Annotated in this window: 22 protein-coding genes and 1 pseudogene; 9 read left to right on the top strand and 14 right to left on the bottom strand. The window is 70.4% G+C overall.

The window, feature by feature from the left end; genetic code table 11:
- Positions 1–35: 35 nt before the first annotated feature.
- The 4 genes from ABZ851_RS16745 to ABZ851_RS16730 all read left to right on the top strand — a co-directional run bounded on the left by ABZ851_RS16745 (position 36) and on the right by ABZ851_RS16730 (position 5123).
- Positions 36–2312: an MMPL family transporter gene (locus tag ABZ851_RS16745; protein ID WP_361127576.1), complete on the top strand. Its 2277-nt coding sequence runs from the start codon at positions 36–38 to the stop codon at positions 2310–2312.
- A gap of 107 nt (positions 2313–2419) precedes the next feature.
- Complete coding sequence (ligD, locus tag ABZ851_RS16740; RefSeq protein WP_361127573.1) at positions 2420–3391, top strand: non-homologous end-joining DNA ligase; 972 nt, start codon at positions 2420–2422, stop codon at positions 3389–3391.
- Positions 3392–3467: 76 nt separating this feature from the next.
- Complete coding sequence (locus ABZ851_RS16735; protein WP_361127570.1) at positions 3468–4640, top strand: glutathione S-transferase C-terminal domain-containing protein; 1173 nt, start codon at positions 3468–3470, stop codon at positions 4638–4640.
- A gap of 183 nt (positions 4641–4823) precedes the next feature.
- On the top strand, positions 4824–5123 hold the full coding sequence (locus ABZ851_RS16730) for a hypothetical protein (RefSeq protein WP_176956349.1): 300 nt from the start codon (positions 4824–4826) through the stop codon (positions 5121–5123).
- A 118-nt stretch (positions 5124–5241) separates the two neighbouring features.
- On the opposite strand, the gene ABZ851_RS16725 is transcribed toward ABZ851_RS16730, so the two are convergent.
- Positions 5242–6570 carry a PLP-dependent aminotransferase family protein gene (locus ABZ851_RS16725; RefSeq protein WP_361127567.1) on the bottom strand — a complete coding sequence of 443 codons (1329 nt, stop codon included), beginning with the start codon at positions 6568–6570 and terminating at the stop codon, positions 5242–5244.
- Positions 6571–6671: 101 nt separating this feature from the next.
- Here ABZ851_RS16725 and ABZ851_RS16720 point away from each other — a divergent pair, with 101 nt between their 5' ends.
- Positions 6672–7529: an alpha/beta fold hydrolase gene (locus ABZ851_RS16720; RefSeq protein WP_361127564.1), complete on the top strand. Its 858-nt coding sequence runs from the start codon at positions 6672–6674 to the stop codon at positions 7527–7529.
- Positions 7530–7720: 191 nt separating this feature from the next.
- Positions 7721–9322: an alpha/beta fold hydrolase gene (locus ABZ851_RS16715; protein ID WP_361127561.1), complete on the top strand. Its 1602-nt coding sequence runs from the start codon at positions 7721–7723 to the stop codon at positions 9320–9322.
- A gap of 28 nt (positions 9323–9350) precedes the next feature.
- On the opposite strand, the gene ABZ851_RS16710 is transcribed toward ABZ851_RS16715, so the two are convergent.
- The 5 genes from ABZ851_RS16710 to ABZ851_RS16690 all read right to left on the bottom strand — a co-directional run bounded on the left by ABZ851_RS16710 (position 9351) and on the right by ABZ851_RS16690 (position 13201).
- A complete protein-coding gene (locus ABZ851_RS16710) occupies positions 9351–10214 on the bottom strand; it encodes an amino acid ABC transporter permease (RefSeq protein WP_361127558.1) in 864 nt (287 codons plus the stop codon).
- Positions 10211–10855 carry an amino acid ABC transporter permease gene (locus tag ABZ851_RS16705; RefSeq protein WP_336048062.1) on the bottom strand — a complete coding sequence of 215 codons (645 nt, stop codon included), beginning with the start codon at positions 10853–10855 and terminating at the stop codon, positions 10211–10213. The genes ABZ851_RS16710 and ABZ851_RS16705 overlap by 4 nt, the downstream gene beginning before the upstream one ends.
- 18 nt (positions 10856–10873) lie before the next feature.
- Positions 10874–11812: a glutamate ABC transporter substrate-binding protein gene (locus tag ABZ851_RS16700; protein WP_361127554.1), complete on the bottom strand. Its 939-nt coding sequence runs from the start codon at positions 11810–11812 to the stop codon at positions 10874–10876.
- A gap of 14 nt (positions 11813–11826) precedes the next feature.
- Positions 11827–12570, bottom strand: coding sequence for an amino acid ABC transporter ATP-binding protein (locus ABZ851_RS16695; protein ID WP_361127551.1), 744 nt, complete (start codon positions 12568–12570; stop codon positions 11827–11829).
- Between the two features lie 190 nt (positions 12571–12760).
- Entirely contained in the window at positions 12761–13201 is a 441-nt protein-coding gene (locus ABZ851_RS16690) for a DUF6278 family protein (RefSeq protein ID WP_361127548.1), read from the bottom strand.
- A gap of 214 nt (positions 13202–13415) precedes the next feature.
- On the opposite strand from ABZ851_RS16690, the gene ABZ851_RS16685 reads away from it, so the two are divergent.
- On the top strand, positions 13416–15242 hold the full coding sequence (locus tag ABZ851_RS16685) for an SGNH/GDSL hydrolase family protein (protein WP_361127545.1): 1827 nt from the start codon (positions 13416–13418) through the stop codon (positions 15240–15242).
- Between the two features lie 74 nt (positions 15243–15316).
- Here ABZ851_RS16685 and ABZ851_RS16680 read toward each other — a convergent pair whose 3' ends face one another.
- The 3 genes from ABZ851_RS16680 to pcaC all read right to left on the bottom strand — a co-directional run bounded on the left by ABZ851_RS16680 (position 15317) and on the right by pcaC (position 18207).
- Positions 15317–16096 carry an exodeoxyribonuclease III gene (locus ABZ851_RS16680; protein WP_361127542.1) on the bottom strand — a complete coding sequence of 260 codons (780 nt, stop codon included), beginning with the start codon at positions 16094–16096 and terminating at the stop codon, positions 15317–15319.
- Between the two features lie 37 nt (positions 16097–16133).
- Entirely contained in the window at positions 16134–16778 is a 645-nt protein-coding gene (locus ABZ851_RS16675; RefSeq protein ID WP_361127539.1) for an MBL fold metallo-hydrolase, read from the bottom strand.
- 145 nt (positions 16779–16923) lie between these two features.
- Entirely contained in the window at positions 16924–18207 is a 1284-nt protein-coding gene (gene pcaC / locus ABZ851_RS16670) for a 4-carboxymuconolactone decarboxylase (protein WP_361127536.1), read from the bottom strand.
- Positions 18208–18670: 463 nt separating this feature from the next.
- Here pcaC and ABZ851_RS16665 point away from each other — a divergent pair, with 463 nt between their 5' ends.
- Entirely contained in the window at positions 18671–18922 is a 252-nt protein-coding gene (locus ABZ851_RS16665; RefSeq protein WP_361127534.1) for a hypothetical protein, read from the top strand.
- A 648-nt stretch (positions 18923–19570) separates the two neighbouring features.
- On the opposite strand, the gene ABZ851_RS16660 is transcribed toward ABZ851_RS16665, so the two are convergent.
- The 4 genes from ABZ851_RS16660 to ABZ851_RS16645 form a co-directional block, all read right to left on the bottom strand.
- Positions 19571–20179, bottom strand: a complete 609-nt coding sequence (locus tag ABZ851_RS16660) for a hypothetical protein (RefSeq protein ID WP_361127531.1) — start codon at positions 20177–20179, stop codon at positions 19571–19573.
- Positions 20180–20853: 674 nt separating this feature from the next.
- Positions 20854–21153, bottom strand: a complete 300-nt coding sequence (locus tag ABZ851_RS16655; protein ID WP_361127528.1) for a hypothetical protein — start codon at positions 21151–21153, stop codon at positions 20854–20856.
- Positions 21154–21412: 259 nt separating this feature from the next.
- Positions 21413–21799, bottom strand: coding sequence for a barstar family protein (locus tag ABZ851_RS16650; protein WP_361127525.1), 387 nt, complete (start codon positions 21797–21799; stop codon positions 21413–21415).
- Positions 21800–21980: 181 nt separating this feature from the next.
- Positions 21981–22106 carry a hypothetical protein gene (locus ABZ851_RS16645; protein WP_361128272.1) on the bottom strand — a complete coding sequence of 42 codons (126 nt, stop codon included), beginning with the start codon at positions 22104–22106 and terminating at the stop codon, positions 21981–21983.
- Here ABZ851_RS16645 and ABZ851_RS16640 point away from each other — a divergent pair.
- Positions 22054–22247: pseudogene (locus ABZ851_RS16640) on the top strand (IS5/IS1182 family transposase); the annotation flags it as partial. The gene ABZ851_RS16645 and the pseudogene ABZ851_RS16640 overlap by 53 nt on opposite strands.
- 73 nt (positions 22248–22320) lie before the next feature.
- Here ABZ851_RS16640 and ABZ851_RS16635 read toward each other — a convergent pair.
- A complete protein-coding gene (locus ABZ851_RS16635; RefSeq protein ID WP_361127522.1) occupies positions 22321–22719 on the bottom strand; it encodes a hypothetical protein in 399 nt (132 codons plus the stop codon).
- Positions 22720–23424 lie beyond the last annotated feature (705 nt).

Genomic DNA, 23424 nt, shown 5'->3' with positions numbered 1-23424 from the left:
TGTGCCAGGAGCGCCGGCCCGCACCGGGAGCACGCATGTCGTTGCCGAAGACCCCGAGCGCTCCCGCCGCGCCGGGCGCCCGCCGCTCCAAGGGGGCGCTGCGCCGCACCGGCGAGTGGTGTGCCCGGCACTGCGTCCTCGTCATCGTGCTGTGGCTGGTCGCCCTGGCCGGACTCCAGGTGCTGCAGCGCGCGTACGGCGGTGACTACTCCGACAACTTCTCGCTGCCCGGCGTCCAGTCCACCCAGGGCCGCGAGGTGCTGCAGCAGCACGAGCCGAAGGCCGGTGGCTACAGCAGCCAGGTCGTCCTGCACGACACGGCTCACCCCCTCACCGCCTTCCGCAGCCGGATCGACAGTGCCGTCACCGCGCTGGGCAAGCTGCCGAAGGTGCTCTCCGTGCAGAACCCGCTGCCCCCGCCCGGCGCCCCTCCTGCCACACCGCCGCCCGGCACACCGAACGTCGGGCCGCTCTCCACCGATGGCCACACCGCGTACCTCACCGTGCGGTTCAGCGTGCAGCCGTCCACCCTCGCCCCGGGCTATCTGAGCGGTGTCGACGCGGCGGTGCGGCCGCTGCGCTCCGCCGGCGTGGACGTGGAGTACGGCGGGCCGCTGGGCGAGCTGGCCAGGCCCGCGCCCAATGACCTGGTCAGCGAGGTGATCGGCTTCGCCGTGGCGATCCTGGTGCTGCTGGTCGGCTTCGGCAGCGTGCTGGCGGCCGGGGTGCCGCTGCTGACCGCGCTGGTCGGTGTCTTCTGCGGACTGGCGTGCCTGGGACTGCTCGCCGCCGTCTTCGTCTTCGCCACCGTCTCCCCCACCCTGGCCACCATGATCGGCCTCGGTGTCGGCATCGACTACGCACTCTTCCTGATCACCCGGCACCGGCAGAACCTCATGGACGGCACGGACCCGGTCACCGGTGCGGGCAAGGCCGTGGCCACCAGCGGCCGGGCGGTCCTGGTGTCCGGCTGCACGGTGATCATCGCGCTGATGGGGCTCTGGGTCTCGGGCCTCTCCTTCATCGGCAAACTGGGGGTGGCGGCCGCCATCACCGTGGTCTCCGCGGTGCTCGGCGCGCTCACCCTGGTACCGGCGCTGCTCGGGCTGACCGGCCGCCGCATCGACCGGCTCCGCGTCCGCCGGCCCATCGCCGAGACGGACGCCGCACCGGGCGAGGAGGCCCGCGGCACCTGGCACCGCTACGCGCAGCGGGTGGAGCGCCGCCCCTGGTGGTACCTGGCGGGCGGGGTGCTCATCGTCGTCGTGCTGGCCCTGCCGGTCTTCTCGATCCAGCTGGGTCATATCGGCGACGGCGCCGACCCGAAGTCCTTCACCGACCGGCGCGCCTACGACCTGATGTCCTCGGCGTTCGGACCGGCCTCCAACGGCCCGCTGACCCTCGTCATCGACCAGTCCGCCGTGCCGCAGGCGGACCGTCCGATGCTGGCGGCGCAGGCACGCAAGGTGCTCACCAAGGTGCCGGGCGCCGCCTTCGTCACCCCGCTGAAGGCCACTTCCGACGGCGCAGTGCTGACCGGTACCGCGTACTCCGCCCGGGCCCCGCAGAACGCGGACACCACGGACCTGGTCAACCGCTTCGAGCACGACCTCCTGCCGCAGGCCGTGCGGGGAACCGATGCGCAGAGCTATGTGACGGGCACGACCGCCGGCCAGGTGGACTTCCTCGACCTCGTCGCCGGCCGGCTCCCGCTGATCATCGCCGTGGTCGTCGCCCTCGCCTTCCTCATCATCCTGATCGTCTTCCGCGGGGTGCTGGTCGCCCTGAAGGCGGCGGTGCTCAACGTGCTGTCGATCGCCGCCTCGTACGGGGTGGTGGTGGCGGTCTTCCAGTGGGGCTGGGGCGGCCCGGCGCTCGGGGTCTCGGGCAGGGTGCCGATCGAGAGCTATGTGCCGATGATGATGTTCGCGATCGTCTTCGGGCTGAGCATGGACTACGAGATCTTCCTGCTGGCACGGGTGCACGAGGCATGGCTGCGCACCTGTGATGCGAAGGCGAGCGTGGCGCACGCGCTGGAGATCACCGCCCGGGTGATCACCTGTGCCGCGCTGATCATGGTGAGCGTGTTCGCGGCCTTCATCGTCAGCGACAACGTCGTGGTGAAGATGCTGGGCCTCGGCCTGGCCGTGAGCGTACTGATCGACGCCACCGTGGTCCGCTTGCTGCTGGTCCCCGCGGTGATGACGCTGCTGGGCCGGGCGGCCTGGTGGACGCCGCGGTGGCTGGACCGGATCCTGCCGCATGTACGGACGGAGGGCGAGGAACAGCTCCCCACGGCCGGTTCGGCCTGACCGGCTGACCGCTTGGCCGCTTCCCCGCCTGGCCACCTGGCCGAACGGACCGACCGCCCGGCCCCACCCGATCTGCGCGCGCCCCCGGATCCGACGATCATCGACATATGGCCCCGTTCGCCGAGCCCGGCTCGGCTTCGTACCCCGTGATCCGGCCGATGCTGGCCACGGTCGGCCCGTTGCCCGCCGAGCACGAGGAGGCGGCCTGGGCGTTCGAGGCCAAATGGGACGGTGCGCGCTGCATCGTCAACACCCCCGGCGACGGCACCATCCGGCTGATCACCCGGGCGGGCAACGACGCGACCACCACCTACCCGGAACTGGGGCCGCTGGGCGAACAGCTGCGGGGCCGGTCCGCGGTGCTCGACGGTGAGGTGGTGGTGCTGGACGCGCGCGGGCGGCCGGATTTCGGGTTGTTGCAGCGCCGGATGGGCGTGGTGAACCCGCGCCGCACGGCCCGGCTCGCCATGGAGTACCCCGTACAGCTCGTCCTCTTCGACCTCATGTACCTGGACGGATCGCTGCTCGGTTCGCCGTACTACGAGCGTCGCCGGCTGCTGTCCGCGCTGCGCCTGCGCGGCCCGAACTGGTCGGCGCCCGAGTATGTGGAGGGCCATGGGCAGCAGGCCTGGGAGGCCTCGCTGCAGGGCGGCCTCGAAGGTGTGGTGGCGAAGCGGCTGACCTCCGCGTATCTGCCGGGCGTCCGGTCACCCGAGTGGCGCAAGACGAAGCATCTGCTGACCCTCGATGTGATCATCGGGGGCTGGACCGAAGGCCATGGCGGGCTGGCCGGCCTGCCCGGTTCCGTCCTGGCGGGTATCGCCGAACCCGCGGGGCTGCGGTACGTCGGCTCCGTCGGCTCGGGGCTGTCCGGCCGGGAGCGCCAGGAGTTGGCGCAATACCTGGGAGTGATCCCGCTCGACCACTCCCCGTTCATCAACCCCGTGGACACACCGGGCGCGCACTGGGCCGAGCCCCGGCTCGTCGCCGAGATCACGCTGAGCGGCTGGACCTCGGCCGGCCGGCTGCGGCATCCGATCTGGCACCGGCTGCGACCCGATCTCACCCACCTCGGCTGAGTACGGGGATACCGGCGCCGCGCCGGGAAGGCTCGCCCAGAGGACTCCGCACCACGGCAGACGGAAGGAGCCGGTGATGAACCGCCCCACCAAGAGCACCACCGACGGCACCACAGGAAGCGAGGCAGGCAGCGACGCGGCCAACGGCGCGGGCAGCAACGCGGGCAGTCATACCGGCGGCGCCACGGACAGCGCCTCGGACGGCACCCCGCCCGCCACCACCGAGGGCAACACCGCCTACGGCAAGAAGCCCTTCAAGCGCTCCAAGAGCCACTTCGCCGACCGCATCACGGCGGACGGCCGCGACGGCTGGCCGGTCGAGGCCGGCCGCTACCGCCTGGTGGTCAGCCGCGCCTGCCCCTGGGCGAGCCGCGCCGTCATCTCCCGACGGCTGCTCGGTCTGGAGGACGCGATCTCGCTCGCCCTCACCGACCCGATCCAGGACGACCGCAGCTGGCGCTTCACCCTGGAGCCGGACGGCCGCGACCCCGTCCTCGGCATCCGCTTCCTCAGCGAGGCCTACGACGCCCGTGAGAAGGACTACCCGGGCGGCGTCAGCGTCCCCGCCATCGTGGACGTACCCAGCGGGCAGCTCGTCACCAACGACTACCAGCAAATCACCCTGGACTTCGCGACGGAGTGGCAGGCGCTGCACCGGCCCGGCGCACCCGATCTCTACCCCGAGCCGCTGCGCGAGGAGATCGACGTGGTCATGGCGGGCATCTACCGGGACGTCAACAACGGGGTGTACCGGGCCGGTTTCGCCACCGGGCAGAGCGATTACGAGGCCGCCTTCCACGATCTGTTCCGGCGCCTGGACCTGCTGTCCGAGCGGCTGGCGGACCGGCGCTACCTCGTGGGCGACACCCTCACGGAGGCCGACATCCGGCTGTTCACCACGCTGGTCCGCTTCGACGCCGTCTACCACGGGCACTTCAAGTGCAACCGGTTCAAGCTGGCCGAGGACCCGGTGCTGTGGGCCTACGCCAAGGACCTCTACCAGACCCCCGGCTTCGGCGACACCGTCGACTTCCACCACATCAAGCAGCACTACTACCGGGTGCACACGGGCATCAACCCGGCCGGCATCGTCCCGCTCGGGCCGGACCTCTCCGGCTGGCTGACCCCGCACCACCGCGACGAGTTGGGCGGACGGCCGTTCGGCGACGGCACCCCGCCCGGCCCGGTACCGCCGGCCGAGGAGGTCCCGCCCAGCGGCCGCCCCGACCCTGCGCCGCACAGCTTCTGAAGCGGTCCCGGCCGGCTTCCGGGCGGCCCCGACGGCTCGCCGGCTCCCGGCCGCCGGACCGGGCCCCGGCCCCCGGAGCGTGAGACCCTGAAAACAGAGAACGATCCCCTCCCCTTGCCCCTCCGCACCACCATTCCCACCCCCTACCCCACGATCCACACACTCCAGCGAGGAGTGAGCCCGATGAGGATGGTCCTGACGGCCCGGATACCTACCCGGACCGGCAACGAACTGATCCAGAGCGGCCAGTTGTCGAAGATCATGGAGTCGGCCTTCGCCGCTCTGCAGCCGGAGGCCGCCTACTTCACCCTCGACGACGGCGAGCGCACCGCCTTCTTCTACTTCGACATGAGGGAGTCCTCGCAGATGCCGACTCTCCTCGAATCCTTCTTCATGGACCTGAACGCGAAGGTCTCGCTGCGGCCGGTGATGAACGCCGCCGAATGGCGCACCGGACTCTCGGAGCTGATGAGCGGCACCTGACCGGGCACTCGCACCAGGCACCGGAACCGGGCCCCTGGACCGGCCACCTGCACGGCCCCGCGGCGATCCCCGCACCGGGGCGCGTTGCACCGCGCCGGCGGTGAACCGCGCCCCTCCCTCACTCCGGCGCGCTGTCCTCCGGCATCCCCCGCGCCAGCCCGGCCAGCACATCGAGCGCCCCGGCCAGCGTGTCGACGGGCGGCGAGGCGAGGGCCAGGCGTACGGCGCCCGGGGCACGGCCCGGACCGACGGCGAACGCCCCGGACGGGGTGACCGCGATGCCGCGGCGGGCAGCGGCGGCGACGAAGGTATCGGCCCGCCAGGGGTCCGGCAGCTCCCACCAGCAGTGATACGCCCGCGGGTCGGCCCGGACCCGGAAGCCGGCGAGCCTGTCGGCAACGATCCGCTGGCGCGCGGCGGCATCGCTGCGCTTCTCCTCCTCGACGGCCGCCGCGGTGCCGTCGGCCATCCAGCGGGTGGCGGCGTCGAGTGCGAAGCGGGAGGCCGCCCAGGTCCCCGACCTCAGGGCGGTCGCGAAGTCCTGGGTGGTGCCCGTGGGCACCGTGAGGAACCCCAGCGACAGGCCGGGCGCGAGCCGCTTGGACAGGCTGTCGACGACCACGGTGCGCTCCGGCGCGAGGGCCGCGAGCGGCGGCAGGTCGTCGCGGAGGAAGCCGTAAATGGCGTCCTCGATGACATGGATGCCCAACTCCCGCACAGCGGCGGCGAGTTCCACACGGCGCGGGCCGGGCATGGTGGTGCCGAGCGGATTGTGCAGGGCCGGCTGGACGTAGACGGCGCGCAGCGGAGCGGCGGCCCGCAGCGCTTCGGGGGTCAGGCCGTGCTCGTCCATGGCGAGCGGGACGAGCGTGACGCCGAGGCGGGCCGCGATGCCCTTGACGACGGGGTAGGTGAGCGCTTCGACGCCGAGACGTTCGCCGGCCGGGACCAGTGCGGCGACCGCCGCGGCCACCGCCTGCCGGCCGTTGCCCGCGAAGAGCAGCTGCCCGGGGTCCGGTGCCCAGTCCGCGCGGGCGAGGTGAGCGGCCGCGGTCCGGCGGGCCACGGCCGTGCCGGCGGCGCCCACCGGGCGGAGCGCGTCGGCCAGCGCGTCGGGACGCACCAGATGCTCCAGGCTCTTGGCCAGGAGCGCGGGGTGGTGCGGCAGGACGGGGAAGTTCATCTCCAGGTCGACCCTGGCCCCGCCCGGCTCGGCCAGGGCGGGCTCGGCCGCGGGCGCGGCGGTGCGCACGAAAGTACCGCGCCCGACCTCCCCCACCGTCAGACCGCGTCGGCTCAATTCCCGGTACACCCGGGCCGCCGTGGAGCTGGCGATGCGCCGGTTCCTGGCGAACCTGCGCAGCGGCAGCAGCCGGTCCCCGGGGCGGAGCCGGCCGGCGGCGATGTCGGCCGCGAGCTCATCGGCGATCACGCGATAGTCGTCCATCGATCACTTCCACATTGCACCGAGTACATTATTTACATTGTGCCGAGAGATTGCCCTCTATAGCATCGAGGAGTCAAGCCACAGCAGAGGAGACGCCTTCCATGGGATCGGTCTTTCGCCGGGAGATCACCGTCGGGTACGAGGACGAGGGCAGCGGCGAGCCGCTGGTGCTCGTACACGGACACCCCTTCAACCGTTCGATGTGGCGCCCGCAGACCGAGTACTTCAGCCGGGCCGGCCATCGGGTGATCGCCCCGGACCTCCGGGGCTACGGGGACAGCACGATGACCACCGGTACCACCGCGGCCCCCGGCAAGACCCTCCTGGCGACGTTCGCCCGGGACCTCGTCGGCCTGCTCGACCACCTCGGGATCGAGCGCTGCGCCCTCGGCGGCCTCTCCATGGGAGGCCAGATCGTCATGGAGTGCTACCGGCTCTTCCCGGAACGGATCAGCGCCCTGCTGCTCGCCGACACCTTCGCGGCGGCGGAGACCCCGGACGGCAGGACCGCGCGGTACGACATGGCGGAGCGGCTGCTCCGCGAGGGCATGACCGACTACGCGCACGAGGTGCTGGACAAGATGGTCTCCCCGGCCACCATCGCCGCCCGGCCGGACGTCGCCGCGCACGTCCTGGAGATGATGACCACCACACGCCCCGAAGGCGCGGCCGCCGCCCTGCGCGGCCGGGCCGAACGCCCCGACTACACCGAACTGCTGCCCCGCATCACGGTGCCGACCCTGGTGGTGGTCGGCACCGAGGACACCTACACCCCGGTGAGCGACGCCCGCCACCTCCACGAACGCATCCCGGATTCCCGTCTGACGCTCATCGAACGGGCCGCCCACATGCCGAACCTGGAGCAGCCGCACACCTTCAACGCGGCACTGCACGAATTCCTCAACTCACTGCCGAAGTCCGCGACAACGACCACGGCAACGACCGCACCGCAAGGCTGAGCACCGCCGCGGCCGCGCCCTTGGCCCCGACTCCCCCTGACCACAAGGGCGTTACCCACCCGTAACCTACCGATGGGTTACCTCAGGTAAGGAGTGGACCTTACTCTCCAGTCAAAATCGGGTCACCGTGCGCCCCACCTGTCTCACTCGGACAGCGTGCGGCCGGCCCGCATCGAGATCTGGAGCAGACGATGAGGCCCTCCCGTACGACACTGCGCGCCGCGATCAGCACCGTCTCCGCGGCAGTGCTGGCCACCACGGTCCTCGCCGGCGCGCCGGCCACCGCCGAGGCGGCAACGCCGCAATCCGCTCCCACGGCAGCGGCGTCGGGCACCCCCTCCGTGCGGTTCGTCGACATCCAGGGCGACGGCGGCACCACCCTCAAGGCGAACGTCTTCACTCCGGCCGGCGCCGACGGCACCCGGCGCTACCCCGTCATCGTGCTGCCCACCAGTTGGTCGATGCCGCAGATCGAGTACATGGCACAGGCCAAGAAGCTGGCCGAGGCGGGCTATGTCGTCGTCGGATACAACTCACGCGGCTTCTGGCAGTCCGGCGGAGAGATCGATACGGCCGGGCCGAAGGACGTCGCCGACGCCTCGAAGGTCATCGACTGGACACTGGCCCACACGCCGGCCGATCCGCGGAAGGTCGGGATGGGCGGGGTCTCCTACGGTGCCGGGATCAGCCTGCTGGCCTCCGCGTTCGACAAGCGGATCAAGGCGGTTGCGGCGCTCAGCGGCTGGGGCGATCTCGTCGGCTCGATCTACAGCGGCCGCACGGAGCACCGGCAGGCCGCGTCGTTCCTGGGCGGCACGGGCGAGCTGACCGGACGCCCCAGCCCCGAATTCCGCACCATCATGAAGGACTTCCTCGCCTCGAACCTGGACAAGGAGAAGGACCTGATCGCGTGGGGCCGCAAGCGCTCCCCCGCCACCTACCTCGACAGGATCAACGCCAACGGCACCGCCGTCATGCTGGGCAACGCCTGGGGCGATTCCATCTTCCCGCCCAACCAGACCGCCGACTTCTACGAGAAGCTGACCGGCCCCAAGCGGCTCGAATTCCGTCCCGGTGATCACGCCACGGCCGAAGGGCTCGGCCTGTTCGGGCTGCCCAACGACACCTGGACCGACACCCAGCGGTGGTTCGACCACTACCTCAAGGGCGCGGACAACGGCATCGACCGGGAGTCGCCGGTGCTGCTCAAGTCCCGTTCCACCGGCGCGTACGAGGGCTACAAGAGCTGGAAGGACGTCCCGTCCGCGCAGCGCCGGATCGAGCTGGGCGGCAGCAAGCAGCTCCACACCAACTGGGACTCCGGCGCCAACGGCGGGCTGGTCATCCTCTCCAGCATGCTGGACCAGTTCCTCCGGCTGCCCCCGATGGCCTCGATCCCGCTGCTGCCACGCTCCCTGGCCGCCGTCTGGCAGTCCGAGCGCTACGACACCGGGCAGCGGGTCAGGGGAACCACTCGGCTGCACACCACCCTGACCAGCACCGCGGAGAGCGGCACCGCCATCGCCTACCTCTACGACGTGGGCCCGCTCGGCATCGGCAAGCTGGTCACCCACGCGCCGTACACCTTCCACGACAAGACACCGAACCAGCCCTTCGGCGTCGACCTGGATCTGTTCTCCACGGCCTACGACGTCCCGGCCGGCCACCGTCTCGCGCTGGTCGTGGACACCGTCGACCCGCTGTACAACGAGCACAACCCGAGCGGCGCCCGGCTGACGTTCTCCTCCCCGGCGAACGATCCGTCGTATGTGTCGGTGCCCGTGCGCGATTAGCGGTCCCCCGGCACCTGCCCCCGGCGGCTCACCCCCGCGGTCGCCGGCCCCCCGGCAGCAAGGTGCCCGGCTCCGGGGCGGCCACCTCGGTGGCCTCCACCTTGGGGTTGCGCCGCTGGCGCCGGGAGACCCAGTGGGCCAGCCAGGACAGCAGCATGCACATCCCGATGTAGATCGGCGAGATGATCATGACGACGGGGATGAACGGCAGGTCGTAGTCGAGGTTGGAGGCGATCAGCTTGCCCGCGTGCAGGAACTCCTCGTAGGTGATGAGGTAGCCGAGCGAGGTGTCCTTCAGGGCGACCACCAGCTGGCTGATGATCGCCGGGAGCATCGCCCGGACCGCCTGCGGCACCAGGACCTGCGTCATGACCTGCGTCTTGTGCATGCCCAGTGCGTAGGCGGCCTCCCGCTGTCCTCGGTCGACGGAGTGGACACCGCTACGGAAGACCTCGGCGAGCACCGAGCCGTTGTAGAGCGTCAGTCCGGAGACCAGGGCGACCAGCGGCTCCGCCTTCAGCGCCACATAGATGAAGAAGATCATGACGAGTACGGGCATGGCGCGGAAGAACTCCACCAGCAGCGTGCACAGCCAGCGCACGATCCGGTGCACGGAGAGCCTGCCGGTCGCCAGCACCCCGCCCAGTGCCAGCGACAGCACCGCCGCGAGGGCGAAGGCCTTCAGGGTGTTGCCGAGGCCCCGCAGCAGGAGCTCCTGAATTCCCTTGTAGGTGAAGGGAGTCCACTTCGCCGCGGTGAACTGGCCGGTGGCGAAGAGGAGGTAGAGGATCCAGCCGAGCAGGGCGAGGATCAGCACCGTGGAGACCAGGCCGTAGAGCCGGTGGCGCTGCCTGGTCCGCGGGCCCGGGACGTCGTAGAGGGCGGTGGTCATCGGGCGACTCCGAAGCGCTTCTCCAGCACGTTGAAGATCGCGCTGATGGTCAGGGTCACGATCAGATAGCCGACGGCGATCCAGACGAAGGTCCAGATGATGCCGTACCCCATCTCGCTGAGCGGCTTGTAGACCCCCAGCAGTTCGGTGACGCTGAAGGCGCCGGCGATCGCGGAGTTCTTGGCGAGCGCGATCAGGGTGGAGCCGATGGGCGGGATGACGGAGCGGAAGGCCTGCGGGAGGACGATCCCGCCCAGCGTCTGCGGGAAGGTCATCCCCAGGCTGCGGGCCGCCTCGCCCTGCCCCACGGGCACGGTGTTGATGCCGGAGCGCACCGCCTCGCAGATGAAGGCGGAGGTGTAGCAGCCCAGTGCGAGGATGGCGAAGAGGTTGAAGGGCAGGACGAAGCCGAAGCGTGGCAGGCCCAGCACCACCGCGAAGAACAGCAGCGTCAGCGGCGTGTTGCGCAGCACCGTCACCCAGGCCGTGCCGAAGGCCCGCAGGGAGCCGACCGGCGCCACCCGGAACGCGGCCATCAGGAAACCGAGGACGAGCGCGAGCAGCGAGGCGAAGACGGTGAGTTCGACGGTGCCCAGCAGGCCCTTCCCGTAGAGGGAGAGGTTGTCGAGGAGAACGTTCATCGATCAGTCCTTGGCGGCTCAGGCCGCCGGGTAGCGGTCGATCGGGGGCGGCTTGGGGGCGGGCACTCCGGAGAGGCCGAGGGTCGCCTCGTACGCCTTCTTCCAGTTGCCGTTCTTCTCGTTCGCGGCGAGGGCGTCGTCGAGCGCGAACCGCAGCGCGTTGTCGCCGCGGGGCACGCCGATGCCGTACGGCTCCAGGGAGAACGGCTTGCCGACCACCTTCAGCTCGTCGCGCGCCTTGGCCGCGTAGCCCAGCAGGATCGCGTCGTCCGTGGTGACCGCGGCGACCTGGTAGGTGAGCAGGTTGTCGACGCACACCGAGTAGGTGTCGTAGGCGACCAGTACGGCCTTGGGGTAGTCGGTCTGGATGCGCTGGAAGGGGGTCGAGCCGGCCGCCGAGCAGACCCGTTTGCCGGCCAGGTCCTGCGGCCCCTTGATGTCGTGCTCGTCGGTGCGCACCAGCAGTGACTGGCCGGCCATGTAGTACGGGCCGGCGAAGCCCACCAGCTTCTTGCGCTTGGCGTTGATGGTGTACGTGCCGACGTAGAGGTCGATCTGGCCGTTCTGCAGGGCCGTCTCACGGTTGGCGGAGGCGATCGTCTGGAACTGGATGGTGTGCGGCGGGAAGCCGAGGGCGGCGGACATCATCTTGGCGATCTCGATGTCGAAGCCGGTGTACTGGCCGGTGGCCGGGTCCCTCTCGCCGAGGTAGGGCTGGTCCTCCTTGACACCGATGATGAGGTGGCCGCGGCGCTTGGCCCGTACCCAGGTCGGGGAGGCGGGCAGCGAGAAGTTCTTGGCGACCGGGTAGTGCGGCAGCTCGCTGCCCTTGGGGCCCTTGACCGGCGGGCTTCCTTCCCGGCCGCAGCCGGCGAGGGCCAGCGCGAGCACGGCGAACACGACGAGCACGCAGCCCACGAGGGCACGGCGCAGGGGCGAGGAGTGGCTGTGCGGCATCACGGCACTCCCGTTCAGTGCTTGAGGATCTTGGAGAGGAAGTCCTTCGCCCGTTCGCTGCGCGGCGCGGTGAAGAAGTCCTCGGGGGTGCGGTCCTCGACGATGCGGCCGTCGTCCATGAACACCACACGGTTGGCGGCGGAGCGGGCGAAGCCCATCTCATGGGTGACCACGACCATCGTCATGCCGTCCCGGGCGAGCTGCCGCATGACCTCCAGCACCTCGTTGATCATCTCCGGGTCGAGGGCGGAGGTCGGTTCGTCGAAGAGCAGCGCCTTGGGGTCCATGGCCAGTGCGCGGGCGATGGCGACGCGCTGCTGCTGGCCGCCGGAGAGCTGCGCCGGATACTTTTCGGCCTGGGAGGCGAGCCCCACCCGGTCCAGGAGGTCACGGGCGCGCCGCGCGGCCTCGTCCTTCTTTTTCTTCCGGACCTTTATCGGCGCCAGCATCACATTGTCCAGCACCGTCTTGTGGGCGAAGAGGTTGAAGGACTGGAAGACCATGCCGACCTCGGCCCGCAACTGGGCCAGTGCGCGGCCCTCTTCGGGCAGCGGCCGGCCGTCCAGCTCGATGGTGCCCGACTCGACGGTCTCCAGGCGGTTGATGGCCCGGCACAGGGTGGACTTCCCGGACCCGGAGGGCCCGATGACCACGACCACCTCGCCGCGGCCGACGGTGAGGTCGATGTCCCGCAGGACATGCAGTTTTCCGTAGTGCTTGTTGACCCCGCGCAGTTCAATCAGCGCATCACCGGCCATATGCAGACCTGCCCACTCTCATCCGTACAGCGGAGAACTCGCAACCTACCGGGGCGAATAGGGCGCTTCTCCCTTGACACGCACGTATGCGGAGAGATGGGCGGGTGAATCAGGGTGACGGAGGAACCCGGCGCGAGGTGCGGCGCGGGGCCGGCGCGGGCCGTTGCCGCGGCATCCCGGGCGGAGGAGGTCAGCTCTCCGAGACCTCGGCGTATACCTGCGACAGCTCCGGCGCGCCGATGTCGGCCCACCCATGGCCCATGGCCACCACGTCGATCTCCCGCCCGGACTCCAGCCGGACCACCGGCTGCCCGTCCGGCCGGACGTGCCAGGTGGCACCGGGTACCGTGCGGACCACGACCGTGCCGAGGTAGAGACCGGCGTCGTTGCCGAGCCAGGGCAGCACCTCCGGGTCGTCCCGCCAGACCGGCCGCAGCTGGTCCAGCGCCTCCAACGACCGTGCGGAGTCGTCCAGTTCCACGCCCTCCGTGGCGGCCTGGGCCCGCAGCAGTTCGCACTCGGACAGCAGCTCGACGACGCTTTCGGGATCGGCCCGCACCGACTCCGCGAGCGGCACGGACCGGTGCGCATGCCGCCGCTTGCGCCACTTGTCCAGAAAAGACATGTTCATGGTCTGCAGGGTCCCACCCGCCCTGTGGTCGCGGCCACAGGCGCGCGGCGCACCCCTGCCCCGTTCGTCACCTTGACGCTTCCCCCGCAGCTCCCTACCTTCATGGCGCTCGGATCGGATCTGACCGGCCCCCAGGAGCCCCCGCCTCTCGCAGGACCGGCCTGGAACACCCGCTCATGCCTGCCCGCCCGCGCCCACGGAGGGATACGGACCGATGCGTGTACGACGATGGGGCACCGCCCTGGTCCTGCTGCTCACCGCGACCGCACCGCCGGTCACCGCCGCCGAAACCGCGAGGGCCGTCGCGGCACACCCGTCGCGGGCCGGAGCACCGCCCGGCCCGCTGCCCCTGGCCAGGCTCTTCGACAACCGGGCGGTCAGTGACAACTCCCGGCCCGGGGCGGCCGATTTCGACGGGTCGGGCCGTTCGCTGTCCGCCCAGGACCTGGCGGCGGCCGGCTGGTCGCCCGGGAGCGCCCTGACGCTCGACGGGGCCCGGCTCGCACTGCCGCGCACCGCGCCCGGGACGCCGGACAACGTCCTCGCGGACGGCCAGCCGGTGGCGGTGCGCGGCCGGGGCGAGGCGCTGACCTTCCTGGTTGCCGGGACCGGCGGTACGGCCACCGGCACCGGGACCGTGCGCTACCGGGACGGGTCGCGCAGCACCTATGAACTCACCGCCCCCGACTGGCGGTCGGGACCGGCGGCCACCAAGGCGGTGACGCTGCCGCACCTGAATGCTCCGGGCGGCCAGCTGTCCGCGACGGCACGGCTGTATGCGGTGACGGTGCCGCTGCGAGCGGGACGGGAGGTGGGCTCGGTGGTGCTGCCGGAGGCGTCCGGGCCGTCCGGTGCGCTGCATGTGTTCGCGGTGTCCGTACGGGACACCGGGCGCGGCAGGACCGGGAGTTGGGCGGCGAGCACGGCGGGCTACCGGGCGGTCGGGCCCTGGACCGACCGTACGCTGCGGCTGGTGGTGCACAGCGGTGCGGGCGGGCCGCGGGCGCGCATACGGATCGCCAACACCTTCGCCGCCGCACCGGTGGACATCGGGGCGGCCAGCATCGCGGTGCGGGGCGCGGGGGCGGCGGCGAAGCGCACACCGGTGCCGCTCACGTTCGGCAAGCGGCACACCGGCGTCCGCATACCGGCCGGGGCCGAGGCGTTCAGCGATCCCGTCGACTTCACCGTTCCGGCCGGCACCGATCTGCTGGTGAGCCTCCATCTGCCGGGAACGGTGACGGCGGCGCCGGTGCACCAGGAAGCGGCCCAGCAGTCGTATCTGAGCACCACGGGCAGCGGGGACCGCACCACGGACACCGGGGGCGCTGCCTACACCGGAACGATGACCTTCTGGCCGTTCCTGACCGGCGTCGATGTCGCGGGCGGGCCCGGCTCGATCGTGGCCCTGGGGGACTCGATCACCGACGGGGTGAAGTCGACGAGCGGTACCAACCGGCGCTGGCCCGATGTGCTGGCCCGCCGCTTCCAGGCGCAGCACGCACTGCCCCGCTACGGCGTGCTGGGCCAGGGCATCTCGGCGAACCGGATCGTCACCGACCGCTATCCGGGCGACGGGGTCAGCACGGACACCGGCGGGGTGAGCGCCCAGCACCGGCTGGAGCGCGATGTGCTGGCGCAGCCCTCGGCGCGGACGGTGGTGGTGTTCGAGGGCATCAACGATGTGCGCTGGGGGACCTCGGCCGACGAGGTCATCGCCGGTCTGCGGGCTCTCGCGGGACGGGCGCACGCGCGGGGGCTGCGGGTGGTGGTGGCGACCATCGCGCCCTGTGAGGGCTACCCCGACTGCACCCCGGACGTGGAGGCCCGCCGCCAGGCCGTCAACGCCTTCGTACGCGGCCACGGCGGCACCGTCTTCGAGTCGGCGCTGGATTTCGACGCCGTACTCCGCGATCCGCAGCGGCCCGCACGGCTGCTGCCGGTCTACGACAGCGGCGACCACCTGCACCCCGGCGACGCGGGCCTTGCGGCGCTCGGCAACGCGGTGGACCTGCGGGCGCTGGTGCCGGGACGGAGCTGAGGCCGCCCCGGTGCCTGCTGTCCACCGCCCCGGCCGGCCCGCGAAGGACTCCCGGCCGGGGCCGTCACCCCCGCCTAGACATCGAGGTCCACCACGACCGGGGCATGGTCCGAGGCGCCCTTGCCCTTGCGCTCCTCGCGGTCCACATACGCGTCCGACACGGCCTTGGCGAACGGCCCGTTGCCGTAGACGAGGTCGATGCGCATCCCGCGGTTCTTGGGGAAGGCGAGCTGGCGGTAGTCCCAGTAGGTGTAGGGCCGGTCGTACTTGAGGGGGCGCGGCACGACGTCCGACAGGCCGGCCTCGCGCAGGGCGGTCAGGGCGGCGCGCTCGGCGGGCGTGACATGGGTGGCGCCCTCGAAGACGGCCGGGTCCCAGACGTCCTCGTCGCTCGGTGCGACGTTGTAGTCGCCGAGGACCGCGAACGGACGGGAGCCCGCCGCGTCCTCGGCGACGGCCGTCTTCAGCGCCTCGAACCAGCCGAGCTTGTAGGTGTAGTGCGCATGACCGACCTCGCGGCCGTTGGGGACGTACACCGACCACACCCGGGCCGGGCCGCAGGTCGCCGAGACGGCCCGCGGCTCCTGCACCCCGTCGTAGTCGGGGCCGCCGGGCAGGCCCTTGACCACGTCGTCGAGCCCCACCTTGGACAGCAGGGCCACGCCGTTCCACCTGCCGTCGGCGTTGACCGCGGCTTCATAGCCGAGCGCGCGCAGCTCGTCGTACGGGAACTGCTCGGCGCTGCACTTGGTCTCCTGGAGGCACAGCACGTCCGTGCCGGTGCGCTCCAGCCAGGCCAGCAGCCTCGGGAGGCGGGCGGTGATCGAATTGACGTTCCAGGTCGCGATGCGCATGCCGGTAAACCTACCGCGCGGCACTGACAGCCGGTCCTCAGCCGAGGGCGGTCCGGTGCCCCGGGGTGAGCCGGCCGTGCTCGGCCCCGCCACCCAGCTTGTCGATCATGGAGTCGTAGATCGGGCGGGCGTGGTCCTGCAGCAGGCTGTCGTGGATGTCGATGGCCCGTCGCGGCGCGACCTCGCGCACATAGTCGATGATCTCGGCGACCTTGTTCCAGGGGGCGTGGACGGGCAGCAGCAGGGTGTCGACCGTACGGCCCTCCGGGACGGTGAGGGCGTCGCCCGGGTGGAAGACCGTGCCGCCGTCGATCAGGAAGCCGACGTTGGTGATGCGCGGGATGTCGGGGTGGATGACGGCGTGCAGCTGGCCGTGCACCTCCACCTCGAAGCCGGCGGCGGTGAAGGTGTCCCCGTCGCCGACCGTGTGCACCCGGCCGGGGAAGGCTCCGGCGAGCGGGTCGGCGACGCTGGACAGGGTCCAGATCTCGGCAGCCGGGTTGGCCTCCATGCCCGCGCGCAGCCGGTCCTCGTTGAAGTGGTCCATGTGCTCATGGGTGACCAGGATCGCGTCCGCGCCGACGGCCGCGTCCTCCTCGCTGAAGACACCGGGGTCGATGACGAGCGTCCGCCCGTCCTTCTCCAGCCGGACACAGGCGTGGGTCTTCTTGGTGAGTTCCATGGGCCCATCTTGCCGTGACGGGCCGCGTGCGTGCGCTCCCGCCACCGGCTGCGGGCACGAGGGGCGCGCCCTTCCCGTGCACATGTCTCCCGAGCGCGCCCCTCACCCTGGGCGCGCTCCTCGCGGGCCGTGTGCTCCCCGGCCCTCAGGACTCGGGCGTCGTCTCCTCCCGTATCACCCGCTGGGCGACCGCGAAGGCGGAGTTCGCTGCCGGGACACCGCAGTAGACGGCGGTGTGCAGCAGGACTTCCTTGATCTCCGTGGGGGTGAGGCCGTTGCGCAGGGCCGCGCGGGTGTGCAGCGCCAGCTCGTCGTGGTGGCCGCGGGCGACCAGCGCGGTGAGCGTGATGACGCTGCGGGTACGCCGGTCCAGGCCCGGTCTGGTCCAGGTCTCGCCCCAGGCGTAGCGGGTGATGAAGTCGTGGAAGTCGCCGGTGAAGTCGTCGGCGGCGGCCTCGACCCGGTCGACATGGGCGTCGCCCAGGACCTCACGGCGGACCTTGATGCCCGCTTCGTAGGTGGCGCCGCGGGCCTGTGCCGGCTGGGCGAGGCCGGACTCTATGGCGGCGGGCGGCGCCATCGGGGGCGGCGGGGGCGCGATCTGCGGCTTGGGGGCCGAGGCGCCGATGGCGGTCTGTCCACCGGGGCCGGGCTTGTCGTGCCAGGCGGTGGAGAAATGCCGGATGAGGAGTTCGGTGACGGCCGAGGGCTGCTCGACGGGCGCGAGGTGGGAGGTGCCGGGCACCAGCGCCAGGCTCGCGTCGGGTATTCCGGCGACGAGGGTGCGGGCGTCGGTGGTCGGGGTGACCTGGTCCTCGGAGCCGACCACGGCGAGGGTGGGGACGCCGATCCGGCCGAGGGAGGACCGTACGTCGAAGGACGCCAGCGCCTCGCAGGCGGCGATGTAACAGCCGGGGTCGGTGGTCCGCACCATCTGGACGGCCCATTCGACGATCGCGGGCTGGGCACCGGCGAAGCCCTGGGTGAACCAGTGCTCGGGCGCGGTGCGGGCGATCGGTTCCAGCCCGTTCGTGCGGATGACCACACCGCGCTGACGCCAGGCGTCGGCGGTGCCGTACCGCGGCGAGGTGGACACCAGGGCGAGCGAGGTGACCTGGTGCGGGCGGGTGAGCGCCAGCTGGATGCCGATGGCTCCGCCGATGTTGCAGCCGGCATAGCCGAAGCGGTCCACACCCAGGGCGTCGAGGGTGGCGATCAGCCGGTCGGCCAGCTCCGCGATGGAGGCCGCCGCGTGGGCGGGCGAGCCGCCGTGTCCGGGAAGGTCGAAACGGATCACACGCCAGTGGCGGGTCAGCTCGGGGATCTGCCGGTCCCACATGTGCCATGTGGTACCCAGAGCGGCGCCCAGTACGAGTACGGGGGCGTCGTCGGGTCCGTCGATCCGGTGTTGCAGGGTCTTCTCACTCACCCGGCCACGCTACCGCCCCTCCTGACCCCGTCCTGACGCCCGGGTCAGGAAGAGCCGCCGGAACCTGGCCGCCGACCGCACCCGAAGAGAGGTACGCGCAGGTCAGAGCCTCATCGTGGAGACAACGCGGACCATCTGCGTGCCCCGGCTCGTCGCAGCTCACCCTGACCCGCCGGTACGGACGCGGTGCCACGCTCGTGGCGAGAGCCCGGTGTCCTCCAACCCGGACAAGCGGCGTTGCAGGGCGCGCGCCGACATCTCACTCACAAGCTCCGCGCTCTCAGATCTCACCTGCACACGCTCATCCAAAGCTGCCCCCGGTCCCAGCACGCCGCGGCGTACGCGGGCATGATCCGAGCCGATCACGCCCGTCGGACGCTGCGCGAACACGCCGACCGGCTGTGCCAGAGCGCCACGGACACCACGCTGCCGGACCCGGCCGATACTGTCCTCGCGCAGGCCGATGCCCTGGGCCGCTACCTCGGCGAACTCGCCGCCCAGTTCGCCCCGCACCCCGGCTCCCTCCCGCGCACCCCCGCACCTCGATCCTGCCCTTGCCGCGTCAGCCGCCGACGGCCGGCCGGTCGCCCGGGGGTTCGTGACCTGGCTGGAGTCCAGCGTTGGGCACCTCACGGGCATGGCCACCGTCGACCGCCAGCACAGCGCCCAGCTCCTGGACAGCTACGACGAGACCGTGGTTGGCCTGCTGGGATGAGCCCGGCAGACCTCGCCGTCGACTCCAGGCGCTGCCTCATCGACCTCGGAGAAACCGGCCCCGCCCTGCACCAGATCTCTCAGGGAGTGGCCCTCCTGCCCGCCGCCCGGGACAAAACCCGCGCGGTCAGCAGTTCCTCAGCGTCGTCCGGGCAGCGGCATGGATGAGCGGCTGGGCCGGGCGGTCGGGCTGATAGCAGATCATCCGGCTGCGAGGAGTGGGGCACGCGCTGGCCACCGTCCTCGACCTGACCGCGTGCGTGGTGGCGGACCGACAGCGCACCCCGCGCCATGGCGACCTGGCGCAACCTCGCGGTCGGCGCCCTGCGAATGAACGGCGCGAAGAACATCGCCTCCGGCCGTCGCCGCAATGCGCGTGACGCCCGCCGACCCCTCAACACTCCTCGGCCTCGCCTGAGCCGAAGTGGACCTCACTCGACTACGCCGAAGCCCTGAGGGCCGTCACAGAAGTAACTTCAGGATTTGATCTTGGTCAGGCGGGCTGTCTCGCGAGGTCATCGAGTGGAACGGCGCTTCGGCGTCCGTGAGTTATTTTCCGACGGCTCCCCGGGTCCACTCAGGGGTCGACCGGGGCCGGCGCATGCGTTCTCGGCGTTCTCTCAGGCCGAGAACGAGAGGTAACGCCGCCTCAGATGGTCGGGGTGTCGTCAACAACCGGCCTGTGAATCTCAACAACCGGCTTCCACCCCGCGGAGAACTCGATGAAGTCCGCACGCGTGGGGTAGGTGTCGACCGCGCGACGGTCACGCTTGGGGCTGTCGCTCCCCTTGCGCCCCCGGGGAATCTGCTCCTCGAAGATGTCGACCTTCACGTCGGGAACCTCCTTGAGGCCCTGGCGCCAGATCTGCACGACGTCGGCGCCGAAGGCTTGCCGGGCTGCAGCGTAAAGGGCCGTGAGGGCCCCCTTGTCCCCACTAGGAACGAAAAGCGCCAGGTCCAGCACGACCCCGGCGGACTGGAGGACCTCGATGGTCGCCGAACCGTTCTCGTCGGCCAAGTAGATTCCGGCTGCATTCTCGTCGTCGGGAAGGCAGGAGACCTCTTCCTGGAATACGGTTCTCGCCGTGATCGAACCGCCCTCGAAATCCTCACCGGACTTGGTCAGAAAAGCAGGGACATAGCAGTCGGGAAGCTTGAGTTCTGCCGTGTCGGCGGAAATGAAGATCCTGTCTTTCACGCCGAGCTTCGCCACCTCTTCCAGCGAGAGGCGGCGAGCGGCGATCTTCTCCGTGTTCACGATTTCCCTTTCAGGTTGCATTGTCCCTCCGAACAAGGACGCTATCACGAAACCCTGAGGTCAACTGCCCAGCAATCCTTGGGTAAATGGCCTCCGACGACCTGCACGGGAGGATACCGAGCGAGTGCCACTCGGCCGGGAACACGCATCCGCCAGGTAGTGTCCCTCGCCGTGCTGTTGGGGATCAACTGGGGGCTGCATTTCGGTGCGTTGGGCAGTGCGGACGAACCAAAAGAGAGCTTACGGCAGATATCACCCATATCACCTTCGGGGAGGTGGCCGTGCGGTAAGGCGATCCATTCGTCGTGCATCTCGAAGAGCGCAGCGGAAACCAACCGGATGGTCCGGCAACGCAACAACGGAGACCCCCACCGGCAACATCTGGATGAAGCGCGAACCGGAAGTCGCGTACTACCGCGCCCGCTTCGTTCAGGACTCGGCGTAGTCGACTGACGCCCGCTTGCTGACGTCCCGTCATGTTGAGCGGGGTTCGGTACACAGCAGGCACCGGACGTCCGCGATCACGGGCGCGCCGGTGGGGAAGCTGGTCCGTCCCCGTGCTCTCGCCGGCACCCACAGAGGCCGCGGAGCCCACCTCGGCTGCTTGCGCTGGATCCGGGTGATGCCGTCCCCGAAGCCGAGCAGTGCCTCGTCGACCGCCGCAGCCAGGTCCGTCAGCGCCCTGTCTGCCGTCGAGTGCTCGGCACGCCGGCCGCGCGACGCCGAGTCGCCGTAAGTGGGGCCGTCTGCCCGGTGTGCGAGGCCACGGTCTCAAGGCCGATGTAGTCGTGGCCGAAGAGACCGTAGCGGACGAGGTCGATGCTGCGCCGGTGCTCGCGCACGGCGTGGAGGTCGTAGCGGGTGAAGTCGCCGGCCACGCAGATCAGCCTCGGGGCGCTCCACAGCACCTGGGACGCGGCCGTGGCGCCGAGCTGGTCGCGGACCAGGTGCCCGAACTCGGCCCGGTGGTCCATCAGCCAGGACAGGTAACGGACTGGTCGGCCGCCCCCGCGTTACGAGCCCTCCAGGGCCGATGATGACCCTGGAAGCCCGGGAGCTTCCCTTCCCGTCCAAGACAACGTTGCGAGCCCACCAGGGCTGACGACGACCACGTCCACTGCCGCGGCGGCCGTCATCTTGCCCGAGCACTTCGCGAGCGCGGCCACAACGTCGAGGTCGAGCGCCTCCACGTCCGCCTCCCCCGCGTGCCGAACAAGGCGTCCTCATGGCCCGTCACCGGAGTCGCAGGACACCAGGAGCTCGATCGTCGAAGATCTCGAGCAGCCAATCAAAGACAGTGGTTCCGCGCTCTTCTCTCGCTGCGGCAAGGTCGGCGCTGACCGAAGGCCGGTTCGTGGGGTGACAGCGGGACAACCGGATCTCCAACTGGCGAGCAGTCTCCGAATGGCCGAGATGCTCGCGAGATACCTGGTGGTCGCGCCACGCAACCACATAGTCATCGTCGTCGGGCGTCCCGAAGCCACCGCTGAGGCAGTCGGCGAAAGCGTCGAGGTTTCGACCGAAGTAGCCCCCGGGACCGTTGATCGCTTCGCCGATCGCTCGCCAGAAGTCTTCCAGCGTTCTGATCTGCGTACCGTCCAGCACATATATCGGTGTCACGGCTCGGAGGATACGTGCGGCTGTGCGCAAGGGCGGCTGGACGCAGCGAAACCCTGGCTCACGCACTCCGCGACCGCGGCTGCGAGGCAGAAGCCGGGCACCTCCACGTCCACCCGCCCCGCGTGCTGAGGCCGACTGCCCCATGACATCTCAGCCTCAGCATCAACGGGCCGATGGCGGCTCACAGCAGGTACCAGTCGTGCGAGTGGCGGATCCAGTCCAGGGGCGTCGTGATCCCGATCAACCACACTCGCCGCTGGGTCGTCGAGCGCACCAACTCCTGGTACGGCCGCGGCTTCAACTTCACCGTCCTGCACGGAACGTCGGGCGGTCGTCATCAACGCACTGCTCGCGTGGATGACCGCGATCATCGTGATCCGACGCCTCATCCGGGAAGCCTGGACCAGCCAGCCAACGCTGGGACACACGGCCGGGCCGCCGACCATGACGCCTGGCCCTCTACCCGCGGAATCTCTCAGGCCGCGTAACAGGTGCCCAGGTTCCGCTGCGCTGGTCCCGCCTCAGAGGGGCTGATGACCGAACCAAGCACGGCTTTCCGGCTGGTTAGGGCGGACGATTGCCAGGATGGCCGGCACGAGCCAGATCAGACCCAGAATGGGTGCCACTTCGAAGAATGCCAGGGTGAAGGGCAGCGCCGTCCAACCGTAGGCGAAGGCGGAGACGCGCAGATTCGGGTGGCGCGTGGGGAACTTCAAAGCGGTAGTGACGCCCCATGCAGCAACCGCAAGCACGAGCACTCCGGCGAATACGATGTTCCCGGAGTGAGCCTCACCGGGCGTGGTGCAGCACGGGGTCGAGGCGTCGCCCTCGCCCCAGATGGCTGTGGCGATGGCCACGCTGTTGGTCAGCAGAGCAACTCCGAGGACGGCCTGCATACCGCCCAGGATCATCATCAACACGCGAAGGCTCTTTACCGGCTGTGGCATCCGCCCCCCTGAGGGGATCCGCCCCTGGCTGAGGTCCCTGGGCCCACTGGGACCTCCAGGCCCAGCCGCCCCCGGGTTACCGCTAGCGCGCGACCGCTGCCAGGGCCGCTGGCCGCCTGGCTCTTCTCCATCATTCAAGCCCATGCCGACGGTCCTCCCCTGAATGCCTCGCGCCTGCGCGCCATGCTCCGGCGGCCCATATCAACTGTCCAGCCACAATCCAGCCAGGGCTGCCGCGAAGGGGTTCGTCATCGATGCGCGGTGAGCACGACGCCGGCACCATGGCTCCCGGAACTCGGCGACATATTGCGGCAAGTCGAGCAATCGCTGCTCTGGGGGTGTCGTTGCCCTGTGCGATCCCCTGAGACAGCACCTCTGCGACCAGAGACGGTGGCACACTTCAGACCGGTTGTTGGTGCGGTGCAAGACACCGCGTTCCGGGGGGGCAGATGAGACGGTTGGGTTTTTTGGCAGTTGCTTGTGCGGTGGCTGTCGTGGCGTTATCCGGGTGCTCGCCGAGCACACCCACCACCACGCCCACGAGGCCTTCGCCGCAGCGCGCCACGGCGTCACCGTCTCCAAGCACTGACAAGACACGCGCCGAGGTCACCGCAGATCTGCGTGTCGCCGGCCAGGATCTCGGGACCTACACAGACTTGAACCCCCGGCTGGCTCCCG

Source organism: Streptomyces sp. NPDC047049, from assembly GCF_040643995.1.
GTDB classification, from domain to species: domain Bacteria; phylum Actinomycetota; class Actinomycetes; order Streptomycetales; family Streptomycetaceae; genus Streptomyces; species Streptomyces mooreae.
This window is presented reverse-complemented; position numbering and strand designations above follow the sequence as displayed.